Consider the following 26,995-nt stretch of genomic DNA (forward strand, 5'->3'; position numbering starts at 1 on the left):
GGAGGGTTGTATGTTTTAAGTTGTTTTTACATTCGCTAATTCTAAATTCTGAGTGATACTCAATTTAATACTTAAGTTACTTTTTCTCTTTTTTTATTTTTAATAATGATTTTGTAAAGTGTGGTGTCAATATGAACATAGAGGATTATGTTAAAGAAAAACATCCAAACGTATTTGAAGAGCATAATCGATTTATACGAAATTTTGTACCTTCAATTGGGTCTGAATTAGTTTCTTTAGTAGATAGTTTTGGAGGGCTTTCAGGTCAGCCTTTGGAGGTAACTGGGTATAGTGCTTTAGGATGTGGTATGGATGTATTCATAGAGTTGAAAAATGTTGCAACCGGGGAGCGCTATATGTGCCCAGTTAAAAAGTGGGATAATAAGGTCAAATTGATTAAGGGAGATTATATAGATGTAAGTTTTGTGAAATTCTATGACGAATAATTGTTTTAAAGTCATTAAAAGATAAAAAATTTACAAAAAGAAGCAACTTCAAATGGAATAATTGAGTTGCTTTTTTTTGTTGATGCAGGCATTAAATGTACTTTAAATTTACTTAACGTACGTTATAAATTCTAAACTTTATTATTGGTATTTAGGAATTTATGATAAATTTAAATATTCAATTTATTATGTGAACTAGAGTAATAGTTTTGAAGGATACAAAAGGTATAGGTATCAGATCTACTCTAAGATTTAATCTGAAAAGTAAAAATGCAAATATATCATTAAAAGCAAGGAGAATGGAAAAGAAAGGAGCGTAAATATGGAGAAAATGGCAGTAATAGGATCTGGTGTTATGGGGAGAGGTATATCTTATGCATCTGCACTTGGGGGCTTTCGAGTAAGCTTAAATGATGTCAGCCAAGAAAATTTGAATAAAGCCAAATTATATATTGAGACTGAAATGAAGAAGAGTGTAGAAAAAGGGATTCTGAGTAGAGAACAGGTTGCTAGAGCATTACAAAGAATTGAATATACTACAGATTTAGAAGTTGCTGCCGGAGATGCTGATATTGTAATTGAAGCCGTCTTTGAATTAATGGAGTTGAAAGTAGAAATCTTTAAAAAATTAGACAAGATATGTCCGGAGTATACGATTCTTGCGACTAATACATCAACAATGAGCCCGACAGAAATAGCGGCACAAACTTTAAGACCTGAAAAATGCATTGCAATGCATTTTTTTAATCCAGTTCATAAAATGAAGTTGATTGAAATTATCAGAGGGCTTGAGACCTCTGATGAGACGATGGCAAAAGTAAAGGAAATAAGTCAAAAATTAGGCAAGGAAATAGTTGAAGTGAATGAATTCCCGGGATTTGTTACAAGTCGGATGAACTGTTTAATAGGAAATGAGGCTATGAATCTACTAATGGAGGGGGTAGCCTCTGCCTGTGACATTGATCGTGCCATGAAGCTTGGACTTAATCATCCAATGGGTCCGTTAGAACTTGCTGACTTGGTTGGACTCGATACCAGACTTCGAAATATGGAATACCTTTACAAAAATTTAGGAGAAAAATACCGACCATGTCCATTGTTAATCAAATACGTGAAAGCGGGACGTTTAGGCCGAAAGTCTGGACAGGGATTTTATAAATATAATAGTTAACTTTTTTAACTTTTTTATTCCCTGCTAGTTTACTCAGAGTGGCCTAGGAGGCAAGTGAAAGAATATGCACAGAAACTGAGCCAAAAAAGCCTTAAAGATTTCTGCTTAACGAGGATGCGAGGATGTAGCTATCACTGCGAAGATATTAAAATGGAAACCGAACTTTATTTAGTAAAGATTTCATAGTTCATTTTAATAGCCTCTGAGGAAAGCTCGAAGGAACTCAAGCCTTTTTTGGAAAAAAGCAGCCACAATTTCAGGAGAAATAAGGAGGAGCGACAATGGATTTTACATTACCTGAAGATATTCAACTTTTAAAGAAAGCAGTACATAATTTTGTTCAAGGTGAAGTTGAAAAGGTTGCAATGGAAATAGAGGAAAAAGATAAAATTCCTGGCCATATTTTAGCTTCATCAAAAGAAATGGGTTTATTCGGTTTAAGTATTCCTGAAGAGTATGGCGGCCTTGGTCTTAATATGGTAGGGAAATGTGCGATTTATGAAGAACTTGGGAAAACCCATAATGGCTATACAACTTTAATTGGTGCACATACAGGAATTGGATCGGTTGGAATTGTGGAGCTTGGAACAGAGGAACAAAAAAAGAAATATTTACCAAATATGGCAAGTGGTGAATGGATTGGCGCCTTTGCTTTAACAGAACCAAGCGCGGGGTCCAATGCTGCTAATTTAAAAACAAAGGCCGAAAAAAAGGGAGACAAATATATTTTAAATGGTTCAAAGCACTATATAACCAATGCGGTTGAAGGTCATATTTTTACGGTTATGGCGGTTACTGATCCAAGTAAAGGGGCAAAAGGAATAACTTCGTTTATTGTGGAAAAAGATTTTCCTGGATTTTATGTCGGTTCTGTTGAGAAAAAAATGGGTCTACGTGGCTCGCATTCAGCTGAACTTTTCTTCGAAAATTGTGAGGTCCCTGCAGAAAATGTCCTTGGAGAGGAAGGACAAGGGTATATTAATGCATTGAAAATCTTGGCGAACGGGCGTGCAGGACTAGCGGCTAGAAACTTGGGGTCTTGTGAGAAACTACTCGAGTTAAGTATGGATTATGCAACTCAGAGGATCCAGTTTAAAAAGTCCATCTTTGAACAACAAGCTATTCAGCATATGTTAGCAGATATGGCAATGGAAATAGAGCTTCTAAGGTCGATGACTTATCGAGTTGCATGGATGACAGACCAAGGCATGCGTGTCGTAAAAGAGGCGGCTATGGCTAAGCTTTACGGGTCAGAAGTATATAATCGGGTGGCAGATTTGGCTGTCCAAATTCATGCGGGAATTGGTTATATGAAAGACTATCCAATTGAAAGATTCTATCGGGATGCACGTATTACAAAAATATATGAAGGAACAAGCCAAATACAGAAAAACATCATTGCGGGTGAACTAAAGCGTGAGTATTTATAAAGAAGGGGTGTAAGGATGAGGAATGCGGTTATTATAGACGGTGCCCGCACAGCAATCGGCAAAATGGGTGGGACACTTAAAGATATTGATGTAGATTTCCTATCAGAAAAAGTAATGCGGGAAGCAATTAAGAGAAGTAAAATCCAAGGAGCAGATGTTGAAGAGGTAGTTTGGGGGCACTCTAAACAAACTTCTGATGTCCCTAATCTTGCTCGACTAGCCGCACTTAGAGCGGAACTTCCTATTGAAGTTCCTGGATATACGGTTCACCGTCAATGCGGATCAGGTCTCCAAGCAATCAATAACGCAGCCCAGCAAATAATCTGCGGACTTTCAGACATCGTTTTGGCGGGCGGAGCAGAGAGTATGAGTAATGCTCCGTTTTATTTAAGAAAAGCCCGTTATGGATACGAGGCTGGTAATGCGGAACTTGTGGATTCCAATACGGAAAGCCAGCCTAGGTCACAGCCAATTGAAGTTTATGGGCATTTGACGATGGGATTAACTGCTGAAAATCTTGCAGACAAATATAGTATTAGTCGGCAGGAGCAGGATCACTTTTCAATGGAGAGTCAGCAAAAGGCTTTTGATGCGATTGAGGCTGGGAAATTTAAAAATGAGATTGTTCCATATGAAATTAAAATGAGAAAAGGGAATATTCTTTTTGATTCAGACGAACATCCTCGATTAACTAGTTTTGAAAAACTTTCTGGATTAAAGCCCATTTTCAAAAAGGGAGGCACGGTTACAGCAGGTAACTCGAGCGGGAGAAATGATGGTGCAGCCGCACTAGTCATGATGTCGGAAGAAGAAGCAAAAAAGCGAGAGCTAGCACCGCGTCTCCGCATCTTATCTCAAGCAGCAGTGGGTGTGTCACCAGAGATTATGGGAATTGGTCCTGTTCCAGCAACAATTAAAGCACTTAAGCTTGCAGGATTGACCATGGATGATATCGACTTAATTGAATTGAACGAGGCTTTTGCCGCGCAAACAATAGCAGTTGTAAAAGAGTTGAAAATCGATGCTAAAAAATTAAATGTGAATGGTGGAGCGATTGCATTAGGACACCCAATTGGTGGTACGGGAGCTATTTTAACAATAAAAATAATGAACGAACTTGAGCGACGAGGTGGACGCTACGGATTAATTACTGCTTGTATTGGTGGTGGTCAAGGAATTGCCACAATTGTTGAAAATTTAAGGGTGTAAGTTTTAGGGGTATTAATTTATAAGTGATATTTTAAGAACTACAATACAAAAAGTTAAGCCACTATTATAGAGTGGCTTAACTAAATTTTTAACAAAAATAAAAGAAGAAAATTCACCTTTAGTGATTTACCTTCTTTTGGGTTTTATAAGTAAATTGTTTATTAAATTTTTTTAAATTAGTCTTTGAAATTTTCAGCCTGAAGTTTAAGTTCTTTCAAAAATTCTTTAGCTGCAGCAGAAAAAAATTTACTTTTTAATCGAATACAATAATAAGAAAAGTTATTATTTATTCCTAATACAGGCTTTACGATAATATCTTCACTTTGATAAAAGGGATCGGATTTAATTGATAGTGAACTTTCGAATCCAATTGCCAATCCCTGTGAAATAAAATGCTTTTTTGTTTCAGTTTGTTGTGATTGAACCAAAACATTAAAGTTAAGATTGCTATTTTCTCTGAATACCATAGAGTGAAACTTTCTTCTATCAAAATCACTTAAATTTGCCGCTAATGGGTATTGCTGTATATCCTCTATTGTAAGATTGTCTTTACTTGCTAATTCAGAATCTTTTCTAAAACAAAGCAACCATGGATTATCAATAATATGTGTTGTAATTAAGAGTTGATTTTCTTCTCGTAGACCGGAAGGATAACAGATTAAACCTATATCCGCATCACCATTCAAAACGTCTTTTCGTACTTGTGAGGAAGATGCATCTTTAATTTCGGGATTTATTCCTGGAAATTTTGCTTTAACTTCAGCAAATGTTTTAGGGATCAGGCTCCTGCTAATGGCAGGGTCAGCAGAGATAGTTAGAGAACCTGTAATTTGAGAAGCATTAACCTGTGATTCTTGTCTTAATTCCTCTATATTATTTAAAATCTTCTGTGCTTTAATTATTAGTTTTTTTCCAGTTTCAGTGGGCTCTAATCCTGTTCTGGAACGTTCAAATATTTTCACGCCAAGTTCTTCCTCTAAGCTGCTGATTGCAAGGCTTATACTTGGTGAAGATACGTAAAGTCTTTGAGCAGTTGTCGCTATAGAGCCAGTTTTCGCTATTTCAGTAATGTATAAAAATTGTTCGATTCGCAAAGTGCCACCCCTGTCAACTGACTTTAATAAAGTAAATTTTTAGATTCTCAATCATTCTAATAATCTCTTATTACAAATTTATTAACATACCTTTTAATTTCAAAACATTAAAAAAAGTATATTATAAGAATATTCAAAATGTAAAGGGTTTCATCACTCTATTTGAGGGGCTTAAAAATAAAAGGAGTATCGAAAATTTATTCGGTATTCCTTTTTTATGTCGAGAATGATTGTTTAACTAACAGACTATTACTTTTTATTTAACTTACCTTTAAATATCTAAAATTTTAAAAGCTAACCAATAAAATTATGATGAGAATAAAGATTCATACTATTTTGAAATTTTAAATTTAAAAGAGGAGACTGAGAATGAAATTTCAAACAAAAGTCGGGATGTCTAAACCTGAAGCAATCTATGTACATGGTTATAATTTGACGGAAGATTTAATAGGAAATATCACATTGGTTGATATGGCGTTTATAGGTGCAACGCATCGACTGCCTACCTTTGAGGAATCTAAAATGCTCAATGCATGCATGGTTGCAGTTTGTGAACATGGTTTTACTCCTAGTTCCATTTCTGCTCGTCTTACCTATTTAGGAGCCCCTGAAGCTGTACAAGCCGCAGTTGCAGCAGGTCTTTTGGGAGCAGGTTCCGTTTACCTTGGAGCAATGGAAAATACGGCGCAAATGCTCCAAGAAGGGTGGGAAAAGTACGGAGATAATCAAGATGTTGAAAGCATTGCTGCAAGTATTATCGAAGAACGGAAAGTAAGAAAATTACAAGTGGCGGGATTTGGACATCCCATCCATAAGCCAGTAGATCCACGTACAAAAAAGTTATTTGCACTAGCAAAAGAGTTAGGTTTAACCGGAAAACATATCGCATTAATGAAAGAAGTTCATCGACAAATGAGTAAAGAAAAAGGAAGACAAATGACTTTAAATGCAGCGGGAGCAATCGGTGCAATTCTATCGGATATGAATTTACACTTTAGCGTTGTAAAATCTTTTGCAGTAGCATCTCGAGCAGTCGGATTAATTGCCCATATTGTAGAAGAAATAGAAGTAGGCCGAAAAGATAGTATGGCTCAAAAACTTTATGATTATATTGAAGAAAACACGCTATATACAAATAACACCGATGCTATGAAATAAGAGATTAAACTTGTTTGAACAATAATGCAACTTTAGGAAATTAACAGTTTTTGATAATTTAATAGATTTATTGAAAAAGTACTGAAAGCTATAAAGAGTAAATGAGTCCAAGAAATTGAAGAATGCTTTAGTGTATCGGTCAAAGTATAGGAGGATAAAATATGAAATTACAAGGTAAGGTTGCTATTGTAACTGGTTCCGGCAAAGGGATTGGCAAGGAAATTGTACAAAAATTTGTAAAAGAAGGAGCATTCATAACTGTAACTGATTTGAATAAGCAAACATGTGAGGAGACAGCTAATGAGATCATTCAAAGTGGTGGGAAGGCTATCTCAGTGGCAGGAGATGTATCTAAAGCAGAGGATGCTAGAAATATAGTTGAAAAGACAATGGAAGCTTATGGTAAGGTTGATATCCTTGTGAACAATGCAGGAATTCTTAAAGATGTATTAATTAAAGACATGGAAGAAGATGACTGGGATAAAGTGATCGATGTTTGCCTAAAAGGTGCTTTTCTGTGCTCAAAATATGTTTCAAAATATATGATGGAACAAAATTACGGCAAAATTATTAATATTTCATCGAGAGCTTATCTAGGAAATCCGGGTCAATCTAACTACTCCTCTGCAAAAGCAGGAATTGTCGGCTTGACACGCTCTTTAGCGAAAGAACTAGGAAAATTCAATATAAATGTAAATGCAGTTGCACCTGGTTTAATTGAGACAGATGCGCTAAGAAGTCATCCAAAATATGAAAAAATTAAAGAACTTCAAAAGAAAGATACACCAATTAAGAGAATTGGATTACCTGAGGATGTAGCGAACGCTGTTTTGTTTTTCTCCTCCGAGGATTCAGCATATATTACTGGAGATATTCTACACGTTTCTGGAGGGAGGTTTGGATAAGTAACGTTTGAAAGAAGTTATGATTAATTACGCTCAAATTAAGAGAGTCCAAGGGCTCTCTTTTTCTCTAGAAAATACTTGTCTTTAATTTTGCTTAACGTGTCTTTTAAATTGTTAACTTTTAAATCACTATAATAGAAATTTATTATTAATATAAAGAGTTTAAAAATTTAGAATATTCTTTATAAAGGAATGGATAATCCTCGTAAAAAAATTCGATATTTGAGTTATCTAGTATTGATTCGAAAGAAAAATAATATCAAAAAAATATAAACTGATAGAAAGGAAGAGTTGAATGGTTCAATTATTAGAAAATCAAGTAGCAATCGTTACAGGATCTGGGGCTGGAATTGGAAAAGAAACTGCACTATTGTTTGCAAAACATGGTGCACGCGTAATGGTTGCTGATTTAGATGAAAAGCTTGCGGCCGAAACGGTAGATGAAATCAAAAAAATAGGAAGCGATGCTGCAACGATATGTGGAAATCTTTTAGACCCTGATTTTCCAAAGCAAATTGTGGAAGCTACTATATCGACATTCGGTAAGTTAGATATCCTAGTGAATAATGCTGGATATTGTCTAGATGGTTTACTTCATAAGATGACAGACAAACAGTTTCAAGAAATTTTGGAGATTCATCTAGTCGCTCCATTCCGTCTTATTCGCGCGGCATCTCCATATATGCGTGAGGTTGCAAAGCAAGAGATTGAACAAGGAATCGTTCAACACCGAAAAATTATTAATGTTTCCTCTGTATCAGGACAAAGAGGGAATATGGGGCAAGCCAACTATTCCTCTGCTAAAGCAGGTGTCATTGGACTTTCAAAGGTTGTTGCGCAGGAATGGGGACAATTTAATATTAACAGTAACGCTGTAGCATTTGGTTTCATCGATACACGTCTAACACGCCCAAAAGAAGAAGGAACTGTCATCAATGGTGAAGTTGTAGGTATTCCTGAAAAAGTTCGTAATTTGAAGATTAGCAAAATTCCACAAAAACGAATCGGAGATGCAAGTGAAGCTGCTTCAGGAATTTTATTCTTAGCATCGCCGCTATCAAACTATGTAAATGGACAAGTACTAAGTGTAAATGGTGGTTCCTATACTTGATCCATAATTTGTAAGTATCACTACTAATGATTTTCATCGCAATATCTCGTATTAGAGGCTGTTGAAAAAGCTGTGAGCTATATACTTTACACACAGTAGAATTTTTTAGTCTAAAGAATTCGTATTATCAAACTACAATCAGGAGGTTAGTAAATGTCAAATTCAACTACTTCATCTAAACAATTACCATTCGATTTATTTAAAAGAAAAAGACCTTTTTTTACTCATGAACATGAGATGTTTAGAATATCATTGCAAAAATTTCTTGAAAAAGAAGCAGTTCCTTATATTGAGAAATGGGAAGAAAATCAATGTACGCCTAAGGAATTTTATGAAAAACTAGGTGCTCAAGGATTTCTTTGTCCACAAATTAAATCCGAATATGGGGGGCTCGAACTCGATTTTGGCTTTAATGTGATATTGGCTGAAGAGTTATTCCGTGTAGGAGCTGGAACTTTAGCAAGTACAAGTAGTTCTATTATTGTACCTTATTTAGAAACATACGGTACGGAAGAACAAAAGCAAAAATACTTACCGAAATTTGTAAGTGGAGAAATTACAACAGCCATTGCCATGACTGAACCAGGGATTGGCTCTGACTTAGCCAACTTGAGTACAACAGCGGTTAAAAATGGTGATCATTATATAGTAAATGGACAAAAAACCTTTATATCTAATGGGCTTAATGCAGGATTATTCTTTGTTGCAGTTAAAACTGATTTGAAAGCGAATCCAGCAAGAAAAGGAATTAGTATCCTCTTGGTAGATGAGGAAACACCAGGATTTTCACGTGGACGTCAGTTAAAGAAATTAGGTCAAAAAACTGCAGATGTAGTTGAACTAATATTTGAGGATGCGCGGGTTCCTGTTGCAAACTTACTTGGTGAGGAAGGTCAAGGCTTCTATTATCTAATGGATAGATTGCAACAAGAACGACTCATAATTGCTTGCAGTGCATTAGCAGTAGCGGAGGAAATGCTTAAATCAACCATTAGCTATGTAAAAGAGAGACAAGCATTTGGAAAAACGATTAGTTCCTTTCAGAATACACAGTTCCAAATTGCAGAGATGGCAACTGAATTGACAATGGCTCAAACTTTCCTTGACGATTTAATAAGTAAGCACATACAAGGGGAAAATATCGTTACACAAATCTCTATGGCGAAGTGGTACATTACCGATATGGCAAGGAGAATGTCTTCTCGATGTTTACAACTTTACGGTGGTTACGGTTATATGGAAGAATATCCAATTGCCCGTCGTTATCGAGATGTGGCGGTTTTACCGATTTATGGTGGAACAACGGAAATTATGAAAAATATCATTGCTAAAAATCTTGGATTATAATGCTAGTTTTAAAACATAGTTTAATTACAAAACGTTTTCATTCGATGTACGAGTACATGTTTTTTTCAAATGAAAGCTTTTTAGTAGAACGGTTGTTTCAGATTTTTAAAATTTAATTAAAGAGCATCTTAAACGAGTAGATCGTCATGAGCTACATTGATTTAACCATAAATTGGAGGGATAGATTTTGTCAGATACAGTTACTTCAACTAAACCAGGAACATTTGACCTATTTAAAAGAAAAAGATCTTATTTGACTCAAGAGCATGAGATGTTTAGAATTTCTTTGCAAAAATTCCTTGAGAAAGAGGCAGTTCCATATATAGAGAAATGGGATGAAGAAAGTTATACTCCAAGAGAATTTTACGAAAAGTTAGGAGCACAAGGATTTCTTTGTCCGCAAGTTGCTCCTGAATATGGTGGTTTAGGACTTGATTTTGGATTTAATATGGTTCTAGCTGAAGAGCTAAATCGCATTGGTGTCGGTACAATTGCGAGTTTAAGTAGTTCAATAGTTGTCCCTTATTTAGAACGATATGGAACAGAATATCAAAAGAAAAAATATTTACCAAAATGTGTAAGTGGGGAAATCACAGCAGCAATTGCTATGACTGAACCAGGAATTGGTTCTGACTTGGCAAAATTGAGCACAACTGCGGTAAGAGTTGGTGATCATTATATTGTGAATGGAGAGAAAACCTTCATTTCGAATGGCCAAAATGCAGGATTGTACTTTGTAGCAGTGAAAACAGATACAAAGGCGAACCCTGCTAGAAAAGGTATTAGTATCCTATTGGTTGATGAAAATACTCCTGGATTTTCACGTGGGAAAAAGTTGAAAAAACTAGGTCAACATTCTGCAGATACGAGTGAACTAATTTTCGAAGACGCTCGAGTACCTATAGCTAATTTACTTGGGGAAGAAGGACAAGGCTTCTATTATATGATGGATAAATTGCAGCAGGAACGCCTTATCGTATCAATTGGTGCAATAGCTGTAGCTGAAGAAATGCTTAAGTCAACAATGGCTTATGTAAAAGAAAGGCAGGCCTTTGGAAAGCCAATCAGTTCATTTCAAAACACACAGTTTGAGATTGCAGAAATGGCAACAGAATTAACAATGGCGCAAACCTTCATTGATAATTTAACTACCAAACATTTAAAAGGTGAAAATATCGTCACGGAGACTTCGATGGCTAAATGGTTTATAACCGAAATGGCAAGAAACATGTCTGTACGTTGTCTACAGCTTTATGGTGGGTACGGTTATATGGAAGAATACCCAATTGCCCGTCGTTATCGAGATGTTGCGGTCATGCCGGTTTATGCAGGTACAACGGAAATAATGAAAAATATTATTGCTAAAAATCTTGGATTATGATCATTTAAACTTCCCGTTCTAGAATTGTCTTTATAATAGACAGTCTGGAATGGGATTCTTTTGTATTAAAGGGATATCAAATATACATAAAGGCAATTAGATTTTAGTTAATCAAAAATAGATCATGTTGTGGTGTTATTATCCTCAAATTAATAAACAATCAGATCAGAATGATAATTTGCTTTTTCGTATGGATATATTTATAGAAAATAATTTACTACATAATAATTGAACGGTATTTTTCGCATTAATAAAAGAATAGACTAATACAACCGCATCAAATGTTTCTTCATATCAAGTTCAATTTATAAGTTATCTATTTTTTTATTTGTTGTTCAAGAAATCGCTTCTACATTTCTTTTAAAGCATAACATTGTAAATAATATATATGTTAAGGTAAAATAACTAGATAGAATGAAAAACATGGAGGTGTAACGTAATGAATGTTACAAAAGAAAAAGTTGTACCCCTCCTACCTTTAAGAGGAATTAGTGTATTTCCTGCCACTATTGCACATCTAGATGTAGGAAGAACGAAATCGATAAAAGCTATACAAGAAGCTGATGAGTTAGATCATTTAATTTTTGTTGTTACTCAAATAGATGCAGATACTGAAAACCCAAAGATAGACGAATTGTACCAATTTGGAACTTTAGCTAAATTAACACAAAAAATTACACTTCCAAACGGCACTGTTCGTATTACTGTTGAAGGATTACACAGAGGAAAAATCAAATCAATTATTGATCAAAATGATTTCTTAACTGCAAAGATAGAAGAATATCCAGATGTAGAAGACGAATCTAAAGAGCTTCGTGCTTTAATGAGAACTTTATTGCAGCATTTTAAACAATACAGTAAATTATCAAAGCGAATTTTGCCAGAGACAATTGCTTCCATTGTTAAGCAAGACCGCCCAGGTAAACTTGCAGATGCAATGATCGATTCAATTCCATTAAGGGAAGAAGAAAAACAAAAAATATTAGCAACAATTGACGTTACTGAACGAATACATATTATCTTAAATTTCCTTCAAGATGAAAAAGAATTACTAAAGCTTGAGGAAAAGATTGGCCTACAAGTTAAGAAAAATATTGATAAAACTCAAAAAGAATATTTCTTGAGAGAGCAATTAAAAGTTATTCAACGCGAACTAGGTGATCGTGAAGGTAAAACTGAAGAAGTTGATAAGTTTTTAACCAAAATTGAAGAGGCAAATATGCCTGAAGAAACAAAGGAAGTAGTACTAAAAGAGTTAGCTAGATATGAAAAACTACCTCCTAATGCTGCAGAAGCAGGTGTAGTTCGTACATATTTAGATTGGATGGTAGCTCTACCGTGGTCTAAGCAAACCGAAGACACATTGGATATACATCGTTCCGAAAAGATACTGAATAATGAACATGAAGGTCTTGAAAAAGTAAAAGAGAGAATATTAGAATATCTAGCTGTTCAACAACTTACGAATTCACTACGTGGTCCAATTTTATGTTTAGCTGGTCCTCCTGGAGTTGGTAAAACATCTTTAGCGAAATCAATCGCAAACGCTTTGTCTAGAAACTTTGTACGCGTTTCTCTAGGTGGCGTAAGAGATGAATCAGAAATAAGAGGACATAGAAGAACATACATCGGAGCTATGCCAGGTCGAATTATCCAAGGTATGAAGAAAGCAGGAACTAATAACCCTGTATTCTTACTTGATGAAATTGATAAAATGTCTAGCGATTTTAGAGGTGATCCCTCATCAGCAATGTTAGAAGTTTTGGACCCAGAACAAAATCATACATTTAGTGATCATTACATCGAAGAGCCATTTGATTTATCTCAAGTTTTATTTGTAGCAACAGCAAATGATTTATCTACTATTCCAGGTCCATTACGTGATCGAATGGAGATTATTACTTTATCTGGATATACCGAACTTGAAAAAGTTAATATAGCTAAAAAACATTTATTCCCTAAAAAATTAGCAGAGCATGGCTTAAATAAATCTACTGTACAAATTCGTGAAAGTGCACTTTCTGCAATTATTCGTCATTATACACGAGAAGCAGGAGTAAGGTCATTAGAGCGAGTTTTAGCGACACTATGTAGAAAAGCTGCAAAGTTAATTGTTTCAAACGAAAGACAAAAAATAATATTTACCGATAAAAACCTTGAAGAATTTTTAGGTAAGAAAACATTCTCTTATGGTCAAATGGAAAATGAAGACCAAATTGGTGTAGCTACAGGTTTAGCGTATACTGCATTTGGTGGAGACACACTTTCGATTGAAGTATCACTATATCCTGGAAAGGGTAAGCTAACATTAACTGGTAAGCTAGGGGATGTAATGAAGGAGTCAGCACAGGCTGCATTTAGCTATATTCGCTCAAAAGCAGAAGAGCTGAATATTGACCAAAATTTCCATGAGAAATATGATATTCATATTCATGTTCCAGAAGGTGCAGTTCCAAAAGATGGCCCTTCAGCAGGTATAACGATGGCAACAGCATTGATTTCGGCATTAACAAATAAACCAATCCGTAAAGAGGTTGGAATGACTGGTGAAATCACGTTACGTGGTCGCGTATTACCAATTGGTGGATTAAAAGAAAAAATGCTTAGTGCGCATCGTGCAGGTTTAACGACTATTATCATACCAAAAGAAAACGAAAAAGATTTAGAAGATGTACCACCAATGGTGAAAGAAGGTTTAACTGTTATACCTGTTTCCCATTTAGATGAAGTGCTTGCGCATGCAATAGTAGGAGTGAAAAAATGAAAGTAACAACAGCGGATATTGTCATTAGTGCAGTCCGACCAAATCAATATCCAGATACACAATTTCCTGAAATCGCTTTGGCAGGTCGTTCAAATGTTGGGAAATCCTCATTTATAAATAAAATGTTAAATCGTAAAGCATTAGCCCGAACATCATCAAAACCAGGAAAAACGCAAACATTAAATTTCTTTTTAATTAATGAACAGCTTTTCTACGTTGACGTACCAGGTTATGGTTATGCTAAAGTTTCCAAAAAGGAACGAGAAGCATGGGGTAAAATGATCGAAACATATATTACAACACGTGAGCAATTAAGAGCTGTTATTTTATTAGTGGATCTACGTCATTCACCAACAGAAGATGATGTAATGATGTATGATTTCTTAAAGCATTACCAAATCCCAGTCATTATAGTAGCAACAAAAGCAGATAAAATCCCTAAAGGAAAATGGGATAAACATGCAAAAGTAGTTCGTGAAACGTTACAGATTGAAGAAGGGGACGAATTAATTTTATTCTCATCTGAAACTGGTATGGGTAAAGAAAAAGCATGGTCAGTAATTGATCGTATGTGTAAATAAAAAATGCTGGTGGCTAAAAGCCACCAGCATTTTTTTGTTCAGGTCTCGTCACACGAAAAGCGAACATTCCTGTTTTATTATATTTATAAAGCTTTTTTAGTTATCTTTTTTAATAAACTTTCTTCGCAATAAATATACAAACGATCAGTAGAATTCAATTTACATTCTCTTAGTTTTGGAATATTTAATTGTTCATTGATCGCTAACAAAGTTGCTCCTTTTTCAAATAATTGTAGAAAGGCATCTTCATAAGTTTTCCATTCTTTATTAGGCTCTATCACATGTATATTGCTTCCATCAAACTTTGTATTTAAAAAATGTCTAAAAATTGTTGAAGTTCCAGGATGCAAAGTTGTCTTAGCGATTAGACGGGAAACAGATTCATATGATAATACAAAATCATCGACATTTACATGCTTAAAATTAACGATATGGCTTTCTTTGGATATTTCGACAATTGTATGGATCGGCATTTTTTTCATAGATGACAGTGATTCGACTGCAGAGGCGATTAATAGCGTTTTTCCATCCTTTAGAACACTATCTTCTATTGTAGAATCAGCAAATATACATACCCGTTTTGCCCCAAATATATTTGCATTTAGTAAGGTGTTTTCGATTGAAGGGTCTCCTTGAATAAAATGAACTTGAGGATGCTCGTAAGGTGATGTTTCTAGATTTTCAATTAATACAATTTTTGCATTCGGTGAAGAATCGAATAGTTCCTCTATAGCATCTCTTGTTTTTTTAGACCAACCAATATAAATAAAGTGATCATGTTCCTTATACACAATTCTTCCCTCCAACTTTAAACGATGATATTTTGAAAAGGAATCAACAGTTTTAGATACTAGTAAGCCTATAATACCGACCCCAAATATAAATAAAAACATTCCTAAGCATTTCCCTGCAACAGTTTTTGGAAAGAAATCACCGTAGCCTACTGTTGTCAAGGTAGTCATTGTCCACCACAAACCATCAAATAAAGTTGGAAAGGTTTGTGGTTCTAATATATGTATAGTTATTGAACCGAAAGAAACAATTAGAATAGATAGAATTAAAATTGAAACATAATTGAATGATACAAATTTTTTCCATAGTGCAAGGAAGTTAACAAAGATGTTCCTCCTTTTAAAACTGCTAGTTATGTATAAAAAAATATGTTTATTTTTTAGAAAATAGAAGATATAAACCGATAACAGCAATTAATATTGGCCAATAGTTCTGGAAATAAGAGACTTGTGATTGGAGTGAACTAAGCATTGTCGCAAGCTTTTCATTAAAAAGGAAAAATAAAGACATAATAAATAATAGTAAACCAGGTAATAGCTCACCTTTTCCTTTTCGAGATTGTAGTAACATTCCGATTGATATGATGAGTGTTAGAACGGACCAATGGTTTGGCCAATTTTGAAAATGTTCGATGGCATAAAAATGAATCCCAAATCCAAGAACGACAATTCCCGGGAATACATAATGAATTTCTCTTCCTTTAAAAGCTTGAACGAGAAGTGCAATACCAGTTATCAAGATCGGAGTCGTCCAAAATGTGAAAATATGTAAAGCTGGGACTTGCCATTTTGAAATAAGATAATAAATGCCAAAGCCAATTAATAAGATTCCAATAAATAATCGATTTTTTTTCATAGCAACTCCTGTTTAACATTATTTGTAATCACTTTTATTTTAAAATTATTGTATAATAAAATTTGTGTACATTTAATAGTATAAATCGGATTAAAAAAAATTCTACAAAATATTACATTTATGATAGCATATTGATGTAGAACATAGATATGATATTTTGCTAAGCAATGATAGATATAAAACACAAGTTTGTATAAAGTTTTTTAGGGGGGCTTTAGGGCATGCACATCATTACAATAGGGATTAATTATAAAACTGCCCCAGTTGAAGTGCGAGAAAGGGTAGCGTTTGCTCCAAATGAACTACAGGACGCAATGAACTTATTAAAAAAAGAAAAAAGCATTTTAGAAAACATTATTGTTTCTACTTGTAATCGTACGGAGATTTATGCAGTTGTCGATCAAGTTCATACTGGTCAATATTATATGAAACGCTTTTTATTACAACGTTTTGGCTTAAAAGACGAGGAATTATCACCATATTTAATCATTAAAACTGGAAATGATGCAATCAACCATTTATTCACTGTAGCAAGTGGTTTAGATTCAATGGTAATTGGTGAGACTCAGATTCTTGGACAAGTAAAAGATAGTTATTTACTTGCTCAAGAGAATAATGTGATTGGTACGATTTTTAATCAATTATTTAAGCAAGCAATTACATTTGCAAAAAAAGTTCACTCAGAAACTGGAATCGGTGAAAATGCTGTATCTGTAAGTTATGCTGCTGTAGAGTTATCAAAAAAGATTTTTAGCAATTTAAAAGGCTGCAATGTACTAATTGTTGGAGCAGGAAAAATGAGTAACTTAGCTTTACAAAACCTGTATTCACAAGGAGTAGGAAAAGTTACAGTTATTAACCGAACTGTTGAAAATGCTGTTAGACTTGCAGACCAATTTAATGGAATCGGAAAAGGGTTAGAATCACTTGAAAATGCTTTAAAAGAAGCAGATATCGTAATTAGTTCAACTGGATCAAAAGAATACGTGATTACGGAAAAAATGATTCGTCGAATTGAAAAATCAAGAAAAGGTAATCCATTATTCTTAGTTGATATCGCTGTTCCAAGAGATATTGAACCATCAATTCATCATATTGATAGTGCATTCTTGTATGATATTGATGATCTTCAAGGAATTGTTGCAGAGAATTTAGCAGAACGTGAACGTGAGGCAGTAAAAATAAAGAAGGCAATAACTGAAGAAATTGATCTATTTCAATCTTGGTTATCAATGCTAGGTGTTGTTCCAGTAATCTCTGCATTACGTGAAAAAGCTTTAGATATTCAAGCAGATACAATGAGTAGTTTAGAGAGAAAACTTCCTCATTTATCTGAAAGAGATTTAAAAATTATCCAAAAGCACACAAAAAGTATCGTAAATCAACTTTTACGAGATCCAATTATGAAAGCAAAAGAAATGGGTACATCAAAACACTCAGAAGCACAAATTGCCCTTTTTAAAGAAATATTTAGTCTAGATGAAATTTTACAAGAATCTAAAGATGAAAAACACATGCAAACGAATCAAGAAAAAGAGACTATTTCTTTAAAACAAAACTTAGGTTTTTTATGAGGTTTAGTTAGTGGCGCTTTTGGAAAGTAGTTTTATCTATCACTTATTAATCTTATTGTTTGCATGGAGTATCGTTTTTTCTTTTATAGATTTTATAGATACAAATAGGATGGCAAGTCGAGTAGCATTTTATTTGCTAGCGATTGTTTGGGTGTTTTCTTCTGTTTTAATGATTTACACCATTAGCCAATACAGTTTATATTCCTTTATTACTTCTAGAGAAGGGCTATATATTTATGTATGGATTATCATATCACTATCATTGTTTATTAATTGGGTAGTTAAACTAGAGTACTTAGTTTTCTTTACAAATGTTGTATCATTTTTAGTATTTTCATTATCAATTTTAATTCCGAAAGCGGGTAAAACAGCTACATTAGTTGATCAGTTAAAATCGGAGTTATTATATATCCATATTGGACTTGCTTTCTTAGCATACGGTGCATTTACCCTGTCCTTTATTTTTTCGGTTATGTACATTTTTCAATATGTTTTACTAAAAAAGAAGAAATGGTCTACACATTTAAAGAAGTTGGGGAGTTTAGGTAAGTTGGAAAAAATGTTTATTACATTTAACTTATTTGGAGTTCCACTAATGCTAACTTCCCTTATTTTAGGTGTTATTTGGGCAAGTATTCGATTACACACATTTGTTTGGTATGACATGAAAGTAATAGGCTCTTTTTTCGTTTTAATCATGTATAGTACATTTATGTATTTAAAGGTAAGCAACCGTTTCTATGGCAAATCTCTTTGCATATTTAACATCTGTTGCTTCTTAGTTTTGTTCGGAAATTATGTTGTTTCAAATCTATATTCAAAGTTTCATTTATGGAGTACGTAAGGAGATGTAACAATGCGTAAAATTATAGTTGGCACAAGAAGAAGTAAACTAGCATTAACACAAACGAAATGGTTTGTAGAGAAACTAAAAGAAGTAGCACCCGATTATGAATTTGAGTTAAAGGAAATCGTTACAAAAGGTGATGTTATACTTGATGTAACACTTTCAAAGGTTGGAGGAAAAGGTTTATTCGTTAAAGAAATTGAACATGCAATGCTAACGAGTGAAATTGATTTAGCTGTACATAGTATGAAGGATATGCCAGCTATATTACCTGAAGGTTTAATGATTGGCTGTACTCCAAAACGCGTTGATCCTAGAGATGCCCTACTTTCAAATAGTGGAAAAGGATTAATGGAACTTGAAGAAGGTTCAGTTGTCGGTACAAGTAGTTTAAGAAGAAGTGCTCAAATTAAAGCAGTTCGTCCAGATCTACAAATTAAATGGATTCGTGGAAATATCGATACACGTATTCAAAAGCTAAAGGATAATGAATACGATGCGATTATTCTAGCAGCTGCTGGTTTAACAAGAATGGGTTGGGCTGAAGAAAGCATAACTGAATATATTGACGAAACAATCTGTGTACCAGCAGTAGGTCAAGGTTCACTTGCAATCGAATGTCGTGAAAATGATACGGAAATCCGTGAATTACTAAATAAACTAAATGATGAAACAACATATACAACTGTAGAAGCTGAACGTGTATTTCTTCATAAAATGGAAGGTGGTTGCCAAGTTCCTATTGCTGGATTTGCAACGATCGATGATAAAGATGAAATCTCGTTAACTGCATTAGTAGCTAAACCAGATGGAACAATCATCTTAAAAGAAACTGTTAAAGGTACTGATCCAACTGAAATTGGCGAAAAAGCTGCAAATCTATTAATTGAACGTGGAGCAAAGGATATTATTGATTCTGTAAAAGAGGCAGCGGATGAATAATTCCTTAAATGGAATGAAAATATTAGTGACAAGGGCAGAGCAACAAGCTGATGAATTCAATCAATTAATTCATCAGTTTGGTGGATGTCCTATTAATCTTCCACTTCAAAAAATAGTAAAAAGTGATATTTCAATTAATGAATTGGAAAAATTAGTTATTGATTCAGAATGGATTTTATTCACAAGTGTTAATTCAGTAAATTACTTTGTACAAAACATTACAAAGGATCTTAAACAAAAAATTCTTCAAAAAAAAATTGGTGCTGTCGGAGAAAAAACAAAGAACCGATTAGTTGAAGAAGGATTTGAAGTAGCTTTCCTTCCAAGTCAATTTACTGGTAAAACATTTGCTTCTGAGTTAAGTTACATAGTAGAAAAAGGAACAAAATTTTTATTTTTGCGGGGCTCTTTAGCGAGTGATAACGTACCAAAAATACTAGGAGAACATGGCCATATAGTTAATTTATTAACTGTTTATGAGACCATTGCAAATCTTGGTATTAAAAATGAACTGTTAAATTTATTAATTAATAAAAAACTAGATGTGATTACATTTTTGAATCCATTTAGTGTAGAACAGTTTTGTTTTTTGATTGGAAATGCAATTAGTATGGAAGATTTAAAAAATATTCAAATTGCTTGCATCGGTGAAGTAACCGCACAAAAAGCTAGAGAAAAAGGTTTGAATAATATTATTGTTCCTAGTAAATTTACAACAGAGGCTTTAATTAAAAAAATAGTAGATGATATTGATTAATCAGATCGTCTTTAAGAAGAAGGAGAAAAAAATGACTTATTCTATTCCGTTTGATCGTCACCGTCGTTTAAGAAGTACACAAGCATTACGTTCTATGGTTAGAGAGACTCATTTACATAAAGAAGATTTTATTTATCCTCTTTTTGTTGTTGAAGGACAAGGAGTAAAAAATCCTATTAGTTCAATGCCGGGTGTATTTCAATTTTCGTTAGATGAATTAAAAAAAGAAATGGATGAAATTGTATCATTAGGTATAAAATCTGTCATATTCTTTGGTATTCCTGATGTAAAAGACTCAGTAGGTTCTGAAGCGTACTGTGCAACTGGAATCGTTCAACGTGCGATTTCACAGACGAAACAACAATATCCTGAAATGATTGTTATTGCAGATACATGTTTATGTGAGTATACAGATCATGGACATTGTGGGGTTTTAGAAGATGGGTATGTTAATAATGATGAATCGTTAATACTATTAGCAAAAACAGCAGTAAGTCAAGCACAAGCCGGCGCAGATATTATTGCTCCTTCAAATATGATGGATGGTTTCGTAGCAACAATTCGCCATGCTTTAGATGAAGCTGGATTTGATAATATTCCAATTATGTCTTATGCAGTAAAATATGCTTCAGCATTTTATGGACCATTCCGTGAGGCAGCTCAAAGTGCTCCAGGACAAGGTGATCGTAAGGCATATCAAATGGACCCTGCAAATCGTTTAGAAGCGTTCCGTGAAGCAGAATCAGATACAGTTGAAGGTGCAGATTTCTTAATCATTAAACCAGCTCTTTCATATTTAGATATCATTCGTGATATTAGAAATAACTATCACCAACCAATCGTTGCTTATAATGTTAGTGGAGAATATGCAATGGTTAAAGCTGCTGCTTTGAATGGTTGGATTGAAGAAGAAAAGGTTGTAATGGAAAAGTTAATTAGTATGAAACGTGCTGGTGCAGATATGATTATGACTTATCATGCTAAAGATGCTTGCAGATGGTTATCAGAAGGGAAGTAATAATAAATGAGATCATATAACAAGTCAATTGAAGCTTTTGAAGAGGCAAAACAAGTACTTCCTGGTGGAGTAAATAGTCCGGTACGTGCATTTAAAAGTGTTAATATGTCACCAATTTTTATGAGTCATGGAAAAGGTTCTAAAATATATGATATAGACGGAAATGAGTATATAGATTATGTATTATCATGGGGACCTCTAATTTTAGGTCACTCAAATGATCGTGTAGTTGAAGGTTTAAAGAAAACAGCAGAAACTGGAACTAGCTTTGGGGCACCAACATTAAAAGAAACAGAATTAGCTAAACTTGTAATCGAAAGAGTGCCTTCAATTGAAGTTGTTCGAATGGTTAACTCAGGAACAGAAGCGACAATGAGTGCTTTACGTCTTGCTCGCGGATATACTGGTCGAAACAAAATCTTGAAATTTGAAGGATGCTACCACGGACATGGTGATTCCTTATTAATTAAAGCAGGTTCTGGTGTAGCTACACTTGGATTACCAGATAGTCCTGGTGTACCTGAAGGTGTTGCATCTAATACAATCACTGTTCCTTATAATGATTTAGAAAGTATAAAATATGCTTTTGAACAATTTGGAGATGACCTAGCAGCGGTAATTGTTGAGCCAGTTGCAGGTAATATGGGTGTTGTTCCACCAGTTGAAGGTTTCTTAGAAGGCTTAAGAGAAATTACGACTCAATATGGTACATTATTGATTTTTGATGAAGTTATGACGGGCTTCCGTGTAGGATATAATTGTGCACAAGGTCATTTTGGTGTAACACCCGATATCACTTGCTTAGGAAAAGTGATCGGTGGAGGTTTACCAGTAGGTGCATATGGTGGTAAAGCTGAAATCATGAATCAAATTGCTCCAAGTGGTCCAATTTATCAAGCTGGAACTCTTTCAGGAAATCCTTTAGCGATGACGGCTGGTTACGAAACATTAAGTCAGCTATCTAAAGAAGATTATGTAGAATTTAACCGAAAAGCTGATTTACTAGAAGCTGGTTATAAAGCTGCTGCTGAAAAATACAATATTCCACATTGTATTAATCGTGCAGGTTCAATGGTTGGATTCTTTTTCACAAACGAAAAAGTTGAAAATTACGAAACAGCAAAAACTTCTAATTTAGAAATGTTTGCTAAATACTATCAACTAATGGCTGAACAAGGTGTCTTCTTACCACCATCACAATTTGAAGGTCTATTCCTATCAACTTCACATACAGACGAAGATATTCAAAAAACGATTGCAGCTGCTGAATACGCATTTTCGCAATTAGTTTAAATTAAAGTGGTGTCCTATTTTTAGGGCACCATTTTTTGTTATAGAAAATAGAGTTGGTAAAGCTTCAGTAGAACGACTGTAGAGAAAAATAGAGAAGTTCAAGCTACAAATAGATAGAGAGGGGAACCTGCAAATAAGATGCTAGTCTATGTAAAAATAGATGAAATTAACTTGTAAATTTTACCCATACCAGTTAAGGGATATTGACCTAAAAACCGAAGAAAAATCTATAAATCTGATCGAGCGAATGAAAAACACCCTTTAGTTCCCCATCTCCTAATTATAAAAAATTTCAAGGACATAGTTGCCCATTTTTTTCTTCAGCTTTTTCTGATACTATTCGTCCAGTGCTTCATAAATGCCGCTTTTAATTTTTTTTTTCCTATTCCCTTATCATGTTTTTCTTTATTCCAGCAATTATTAAACCTTTCTTAATATAAAATAACAATCTTTTCTTCATAAATTTTTCGTTTCTTTCATAAAAATGTAATGTCATAGACCAAATTGGACGATGAGAGGAGGACATTAACGTGTCTTCAGAAAATCAAACAAATATTCGCTTTTCATTGAAAGAAACTGTCTGGTTCCAAAAAGGACAGGAAGTTAAAGAGGTAAGGTCACTCTCGTTAAATCCAGACATTACTATACAGCAATTTGAAGAATATGTTCAAGTGAAGGGTGTCTTAACCCTAGGAGGTAATTACACACCTGATTTGACGAATCAAGGTGAATATTACTCATTAAGGGAATTAGCACCTTCAAGAATGATCGAAAATGTAGTCGTTCTTGAAGATGGAAGTTGTGAAATGAATCATCAGTTCCCTGTAGATATTTCAATACCATTAACTAGGATTACTGATCTTGAAAATCTATGTGTTTCTGTAGAGACATTTGATTATCAAATAGCTGAAAAAGGTAGTATTCAAATTGCTGCTGATTTATGTATTTCTGGTTTACATGACCATAATAGAGCAGTAGAAACTTATCAAGAACAAAGAGGGTATGAGCAGTATAATAGCTATGCATACGAAAATGAATATCGCTCAAGTAATGAAGGAAATGAAGGATATAAGTATCAAGAAGAAAGAGAGCAAGAGGAACAATTCCAATTCTTTCATCAACCAACTTCAGAACAGGAAACAAGTGAACAAGATAATCTTTACGGAAGTGATTGGATTCAATCCCTTGAAGAGAATGATGAGCAAGAAGAACAAGACACATATCCTGGGCAACCTACTTACTTAGAGGTATTTCAGCCTGAAGAAGTAGTTGAAGATCGAGTTGAAGCAGTTGAAAATGAAGTGGAACATTATTATGAGTTAGAAGAAAGCGATGAACAAAGTTATGAAGAGGAACAACAAGTAGGAGAACAATTTAATGTTGAAATTATGGCCCAGTCAGAGCAGACAGAACAGTTAGAAGAACAATTAGAGTCTCAAGAGGAAGAAGAATATGAAGAAGTATTTAGAGGCTTTAATATATCAGCTGAAGCAATAGAGCCACAAGCAATGGAACCACAAGCAGTGGATACAACCCCGAGCTTCTTAATGAATAATAATAATGCAGAAGCTAGTCAAAGTGAAAATGATGAACAGGAATCTAACAATGTAAATAATACGTATAATGAGCGACCTAGTTTCTTGAATAATGATTTTAATGTACACAGTTATTTAAACAATTCATTAAATAGTAGACCTAGCTTCTTAGATAATGATTTTAGCACTTTGCAAAATGTTAATAATGAAAATAATGCTCAAAAAGAAATAGAAAAATATGAAGAACTATATAATCGAACTTTAGAGCAAAACTATCAACCATATGTTAACCAACAATATCAGCAAGCACCATTTGCTTATAATCAAAATCAGGAACAACAATTCTATCAAAATCCATTCCCGCAAGTAAATCAAGAAAATAATTTCGCCAATCCAAATGATGTTCGTCAAACACCACCATATTATGCGGATTATTATCAAGCTCAAGTGGAGCAGCAAGAAGCACCACCACCTGAATTACCAAAAGTAGAAATAAAAGCTGATCCAGTTAGTAAAAAGGAAGTAAAAGAAGAAGTAAGCGAAGCAAGAAGTGTTAAAAGTGACAATCTACTATCAAGTTTGTTTACTGGCGAAGGAAGAGAAGATTCTTATACTAAATTAAAATTATATTTAGCTCAAAATGGAGATACAATTGAATCTGTAGCTAAGAAATATAACTTACAAACTCAGCAGTTGAATCGAGTTAATAACTTGACTGATGAATTTTTATCGGAAGGCCAGATCATTTATATTCCTGTAACTGCTATAAAACAATAACAATATGGTGAGAGCTTTGTATTATTTAAGACACTTGTCTACTAATACAAGGCTTTTACGCATTTAGAAAGTGAGAGTGACGCATCTTGTATAGAAAACCTAAAGATGAAATAAGCGTCATTTTAGCACAGTATCATATTGTACCAAATTATTTTGAAACTGTTGGTAAGGTAGTTAAGATTTATACAAATCAAGGTGTATTCGCACTAAAAGAGGCGAATGTGAATCGTGTATATAGAAATAATTTGATTGAAAATGTGCGTTCTTTACAAGATAAAGGCTTTCGAAATGTTGTACCAATATATCATACCCAGAGTGGAGATTATATTGTTGAATTTAATACGAAGCATTACTATTTAATGCCGTGGATTGAAAGTGTTGATGAAAAGGCAGATGAGAATTTACATTTTCAACGAATGTTTACTTCACTAGGTAAGATGCACAACAGTACACAAAAAGAGAAAAAGGTAGATAAAGATCAATTACAAACCCATTATGATACGTTAACAAAAAGGTGGAGTAAAGATAAAGAAGTATTGGAAAATTTCATTGAAGTTGCAGAAGGAAATTGGTATATGTCACCTTATGAATTAAGCTATTGTACGTATTTCCATAAAATATTAAGTGCACATCAATTTGCTAAGGGACAGTTAGATGAATGGTTTAAAAAAATGAAAGAAACTGAAAATACTAGAGTTGTCATGAACCATGGAAATTTATCAATTTCTCACTTTCTTGTAAATAAAAGAGGTGAAGGTGTCTTTATCAATCTAGAAAATGCACAAGAAACTACACCAATTCAAGATTTAACGAACTATTATAAGAATTCTTTTAAAACATATCCTATTCAGCAACCCGATCGTAATAATTGGCTTAAAATGTATGAAAAGAATTTTTCATTAAGAGAAGAGGAAAGAATGTTATTTTTAAGCTATATGGCATATCCAACACAGTTTTCTTCCAAAATTTCTAAATATTTAAAGCGATCCGGGGTTAATAATGAAAAAGACAATGTAAGAGATTTATTAAATGCATACTGGCATATGATTAATATTGAATATTTTGTTTCTAAAATACAAGAGGATATTGAAGCAGAGAAATCGATAGATAGTTAACGCGTTTCTGACTGCATCATTAAGAGAGAAAATAAAAACATCTATCCAAAAAATGTATCACCGCATTAATGATAGCAACATGGATAGATGTTTTTTATGTTTATTATTTTACATGACGTTTAATAGCATTTACTACACTTTTACGTACAAAATCCTTGTCCGTAATATGATCCTTTGAAAAAGAGATTCGAACATTATTTTCATCAGTTCCAAATAACTTAGAAAACTTACTATTTGTTTCTTTTTGTTTTTGATTTAGTTGAAGGATTAAGTCGACTGTTTTGTCAAAGCTTAAATAGTTAACTTCAACCTCCTCTAATTTTCCACGGAATTCGCCATTCATTGGGTAAAATTCAAATTCTTGAATAATTTTCCCATATTTCTTTTTATTTTCACTATCTCTTAAGACAAATCCTTCTTCTTGAAGTGCCTGAATTACCGTTTTTAAGCCGACTGAAGGAACTACCTGAACTCCATCAGCATCATATTGGTCAACAGCTTTTTCTATTTCTAAATGAGTTTTAATCCAAATATGGGATTTGTGAAGTGATACTGGTGTATTTTCAGATAAAGTGAAAAAGAAAGGAATAATAACTTCTTCATTTGCATTTATAATACGATCAACTGATACGATAAATTTTTGTAAAGTACCATTCTTATTAATAATCTTATCATTTGATTCAACTTGATATTCAGTCATTACATGTAAAAAGACGGAATCTAGTTCTTGTTTAACTCGACCACCTTTTATATATAATTCACCTTTTACTCGTTCTCCAGCTTGATATTCTTTTTTTTCAAGCTTTGTATCGATTCTCGTTCCACCGATTCCGAGAACACGAGCTAATGTATTTTTAAATAAACCCATGAATATCCCCCTAAAAAATTATATC

The 26,995-nt window shown here is 33.8% G+C and carries 23 protein-coding genes; 19 read left to right on the forward strand and 4 right to left on the reverse strand.

Going from position 1 to position 26,995, the window contains the following annotated elements; genetic code table 11:
• Window positions 1-131 precede the first annotated feature (131 nt).
• From MY490_RS05170 to MY490_RS05185, 4 genes are all read left to right on the forward strand, one after another.
• Window positions 132-446: a hypothetical protein gene (locus tag MY490_RS05170; RefSeq protein WP_248268273.1), complete on the forward strand. Its 315-nt coding sequence runs from the start codon at window positions 132-134 to the stop codon at window positions 444-446.
• A 322-nt stretch (window positions 447-768) separates the two neighbouring features.
• Window positions 769-1,617, forward strand: coding sequence for a 3-hydroxyacyl-CoA dehydrogenase (locus tag MY490_RS05175; RefSeq protein ID WP_248268274.1), 849 nt, complete (start codon window positions 769-771; stop codon window positions 1,615-1,617).
• A gap of 281 nt (window positions 1,618-1,898) precedes the next feature.
• Window positions 1,899-3,047: an acyl-CoA dehydrogenase family protein gene (locus MY490_RS05180; protein ID WP_248268275.1), complete on the forward strand. Its 1,149-nt coding sequence runs from the start codon at window positions 1,899-1,901 to the stop codon at window positions 3,045-3,047.
• A 15-nt stretch (window positions 3,048-3,062) separates the two neighbouring features.
• Window positions 3,063-4,256, forward strand: coding sequence for a thiolase family protein (locus MY490_RS05185; RefSeq protein ID WP_248268276.1), 1,194 nt, complete (start codon window positions 3,063-3,065; stop codon window positions 4,254-4,256).
• A gap of 176 nt (window positions 4,257-4,432) precedes the next feature.
• Here the strand turns inward: MY490_RS05185 and MY490_RS05190 are convergent, their stop codons facing one another.
• The gene (locus MY490_RS05190) at window positions 4,433-5,350 is read right to left on the reverse strand and encodes a LysR family transcriptional regulator (RefSeq protein ID WP_248268277.1); all 918 of its coding nucleotides are present in this window, start codon (window positions 5,348-5,350) and stop codon (window positions 4,433-4,435) included.
• 369 nt (window positions 5,351-5,719) lie between these two features.
• On the opposite strand from MY490_RS05190, the gene MY490_RS05195 reads away from it, so the two are divergent.
• The 7 genes from MY490_RS05195 to yihA all read left to right on the forward strand — a co-directional run bounded on the left by MY490_RS05195 (window position 5,720) and on the right by yihA (window position 14,597).
• Window positions 5,720-6,508 carry a citryl-CoA lyase gene (locus MY490_RS05195; protein ID WP_248268278.1) on the forward strand — a complete coding sequence of 263 codons (789 nt, stop codon included), beginning with the start codon at window positions 5,720-5,722 and terminating at the stop codon, window positions 6,506-6,508.
• 161 nt (window positions 6,509-6,669) lie between these two features.
• Window positions 6,670-7,413 (forward strand): SDR family NAD(P)-dependent oxidoreductase, encoded by a 744-nt coding sequence (locus MY490_RS05200; RefSeq protein WP_248268279.1) that lies wholly within the window; start codon window positions 6,670-6,672, stop codon window positions 7,411-7,413.
• A 295-nt stretch (window positions 7,414-7,708) separates the two neighbouring features.
• Window positions 7,709-8,524 (forward strand): SDR family NAD(P)-dependent oxidoreductase, encoded by an 816-nt coding sequence (locus MY490_RS05205; RefSeq protein ID WP_248268280.1) that lies wholly within the window; start codon window positions 7,709-7,711, stop codon window positions 8,522-8,524.
• Window positions 8,525-8,677: 153 nt separating this feature from the next.
• Complete coding sequence (locus tag MY490_RS05210; protein ID WP_248268281.1) at window positions 8,678-9,871, forward strand: acyl-CoA dehydrogenase family protein; 1,194 nt, start codon at window positions 8,678-8,680, stop codon at window positions 9,869-9,871.
• Window positions 9,872-10,142: 271 nt separating this feature from the next.
• Entirely contained in the window at window positions 10,143-11,252 is a 1,110-nt protein-coding gene (locus tag MY490_RS05215; protein ID WP_432707065.1) for an acyl-CoA dehydrogenase family protein, read from the forward strand.
• A gap of 439 nt (window positions 11,253-11,691) precedes the next feature.
• A complete protein-coding gene (gene lon, locus MY490_RS05220) occupies window positions 11,692-14,016 on the forward strand; it encodes an endopeptidase La (RefSeq protein WP_248268283.1) in 2,325 nt (774 codons plus the stop codon).
• Window positions 14,013-14,597 carry a ribosome biogenesis GTP-binding protein YihA/YsxC gene (yihA, locus tag MY490_RS05225; RefSeq protein ID WP_248268284.1) on the forward strand — a complete coding sequence of 195 codons (585 nt, stop codon included), beginning with the start codon at window positions 14,013-14,015 and terminating at the stop codon, window positions 14,595-14,597. The genes lon and yihA overlap by 4 nt, the downstream gene beginning before the upstream one ends.
• Before the next feature lie 83 nt (window positions 14,598-14,680).
• Here yihA and MY490_RS05230 read toward each other — a convergent pair whose 3' ends face one another.
• Window positions 14,681-15,802, reverse strand: a complete 1,122-nt coding sequence (locus MY490_RS05230) for an ion channel (RefSeq protein ID WP_348983784.1) — start codon at window positions 15,800-15,802, stop codon at window positions 14,681-14,683.
• On the reverse strand, window positions 15,762-16,244 hold the full coding sequence (locus tag MY490_RS05235; RefSeq protein ID WP_098231854.1) for a hypothetical protein: 483 nt from the start codon (window positions 16,242-16,244) through the stop codon (window positions 15,762-15,764). Before MY490_RS05235 ends, MY490_RS05230 begins: the two co-directional genes overlap by 41 nt.
• A 221-nt stretch (window positions 16,245-16,465) precedes the next feature.
• Here MY490_RS05235 and hemA point away from each other — a divergent pair, with 221 nt between their 5' ends.
• The 8 genes from hemA to ysxE all read left to right on the forward strand — a co-directional run bounded on the left by hemA (window position 16,466) and on the right by ysxE (window position 26,102).
• Entirely contained in the window at window positions 16,466-17,818 is a 1,353-nt protein-coding gene (hemA, locus tag MY490_RS05240; RefSeq protein WP_248268285.1) for a glutamyl-tRNA reductase, read from the forward strand.
• Between the two features lie 10 nt (window positions 17,819-17,828).
• Window positions 17,829-18,662: a cytochrome c biogenesis protein CcsA gene (ccsA, locus tag MY490_RS05245; protein ID WP_069035196.1), complete on the forward strand. Its 834-nt coding sequence runs from the start codon at window positions 17,829-17,831 to the stop codon at window positions 18,660-18,662.
• A 12-nt stretch (window positions 18,663-18,674) separates the two neighbouring features.
• Window positions 18,675-19,607: a hydroxymethylbilane synthase gene (gene hemC, locus MY490_RS05250; RefSeq protein WP_248268286.1), complete on the forward strand. Its 933-nt coding sequence runs from the start codon at window positions 18,675-18,677 to the stop codon at window positions 19,605-19,607.
• On the forward strand, window positions 19,600-20,364 hold the full coding sequence (locus tag MY490_RS05255; protein WP_248268287.1) for a uroporphyrinogen-III synthase: 765 nt from the start codon (window positions 19,600-19,602) through the stop codon (window positions 20,362-20,364). The genes hemC and MY490_RS05255 overlap by 8 nt, the downstream gene beginning before the upstream one ends.
• 31 nt (window positions 20,365-20,395) lie before the next feature.
• Entirely contained in the window at window positions 20,396-21,382 is a 987-nt protein-coding gene (gene hemB / locus MY490_RS05260) for a porphobilinogen synthase (protein WP_248268288.1), read from the forward strand.
• Window positions 21,383-21,388: 6 nt separating this feature from the next.
• A complete protein-coding gene (gene hemL, locus MY490_RS05265) occupies window positions 21,389-22,675 on the forward strand; it encodes a glutamate-1-semialdehyde 2,1-aminomutase (RefSeq protein ID WP_248268289.1) in 1,287 nt (428 codons plus the stop codon).
• Window positions 22,676-23,205: 530 nt separating this feature from the next.
• Window positions 23,206-24,987, forward strand: coding sequence for a LysM peptidoglycan-binding domain-containing protein (locus MY490_RS05270; RefSeq protein WP_248268290.1), 1,782 nt, complete (start codon window positions 23,206-23,208; stop codon window positions 24,985-24,987).
• Between the two features lie 86 nt (window positions 24,988-25,073).
• Window positions 25,074-26,102: a spore coat protein YsxE gene (ysxE, locus tag MY490_RS05275; protein ID WP_248268291.1), complete on the forward strand. Its 1,029-nt coding sequence runs from the start codon at window positions 25,074-25,076 to the stop codon at window positions 26,100-26,102.
• Window positions 26,103-26,205: 103 nt separating this feature from the next.
• On the opposite strand, the gene MY490_RS05280 is transcribed toward ysxE, so the two are convergent.
• Window positions 26,206-26,970, reverse strand: a complete 765-nt coding sequence (locus MY490_RS05280; protein WP_248268292.1) for a sporulation protein — start codon at window positions 26,968-26,970, stop codon at window positions 26,206-26,208.
• Window positions 26,971-26,995: the final 25 nt, after the last annotated feature.

This window comes from Gottfriedia acidiceleris (assembly GCF_023115465.1).
Lineage (GTDB): Bacteria > Bacillota > Bacilli > Bacillales > Bacillaceae_G > Gottfriedia > Gottfriedia acidiceleris_B.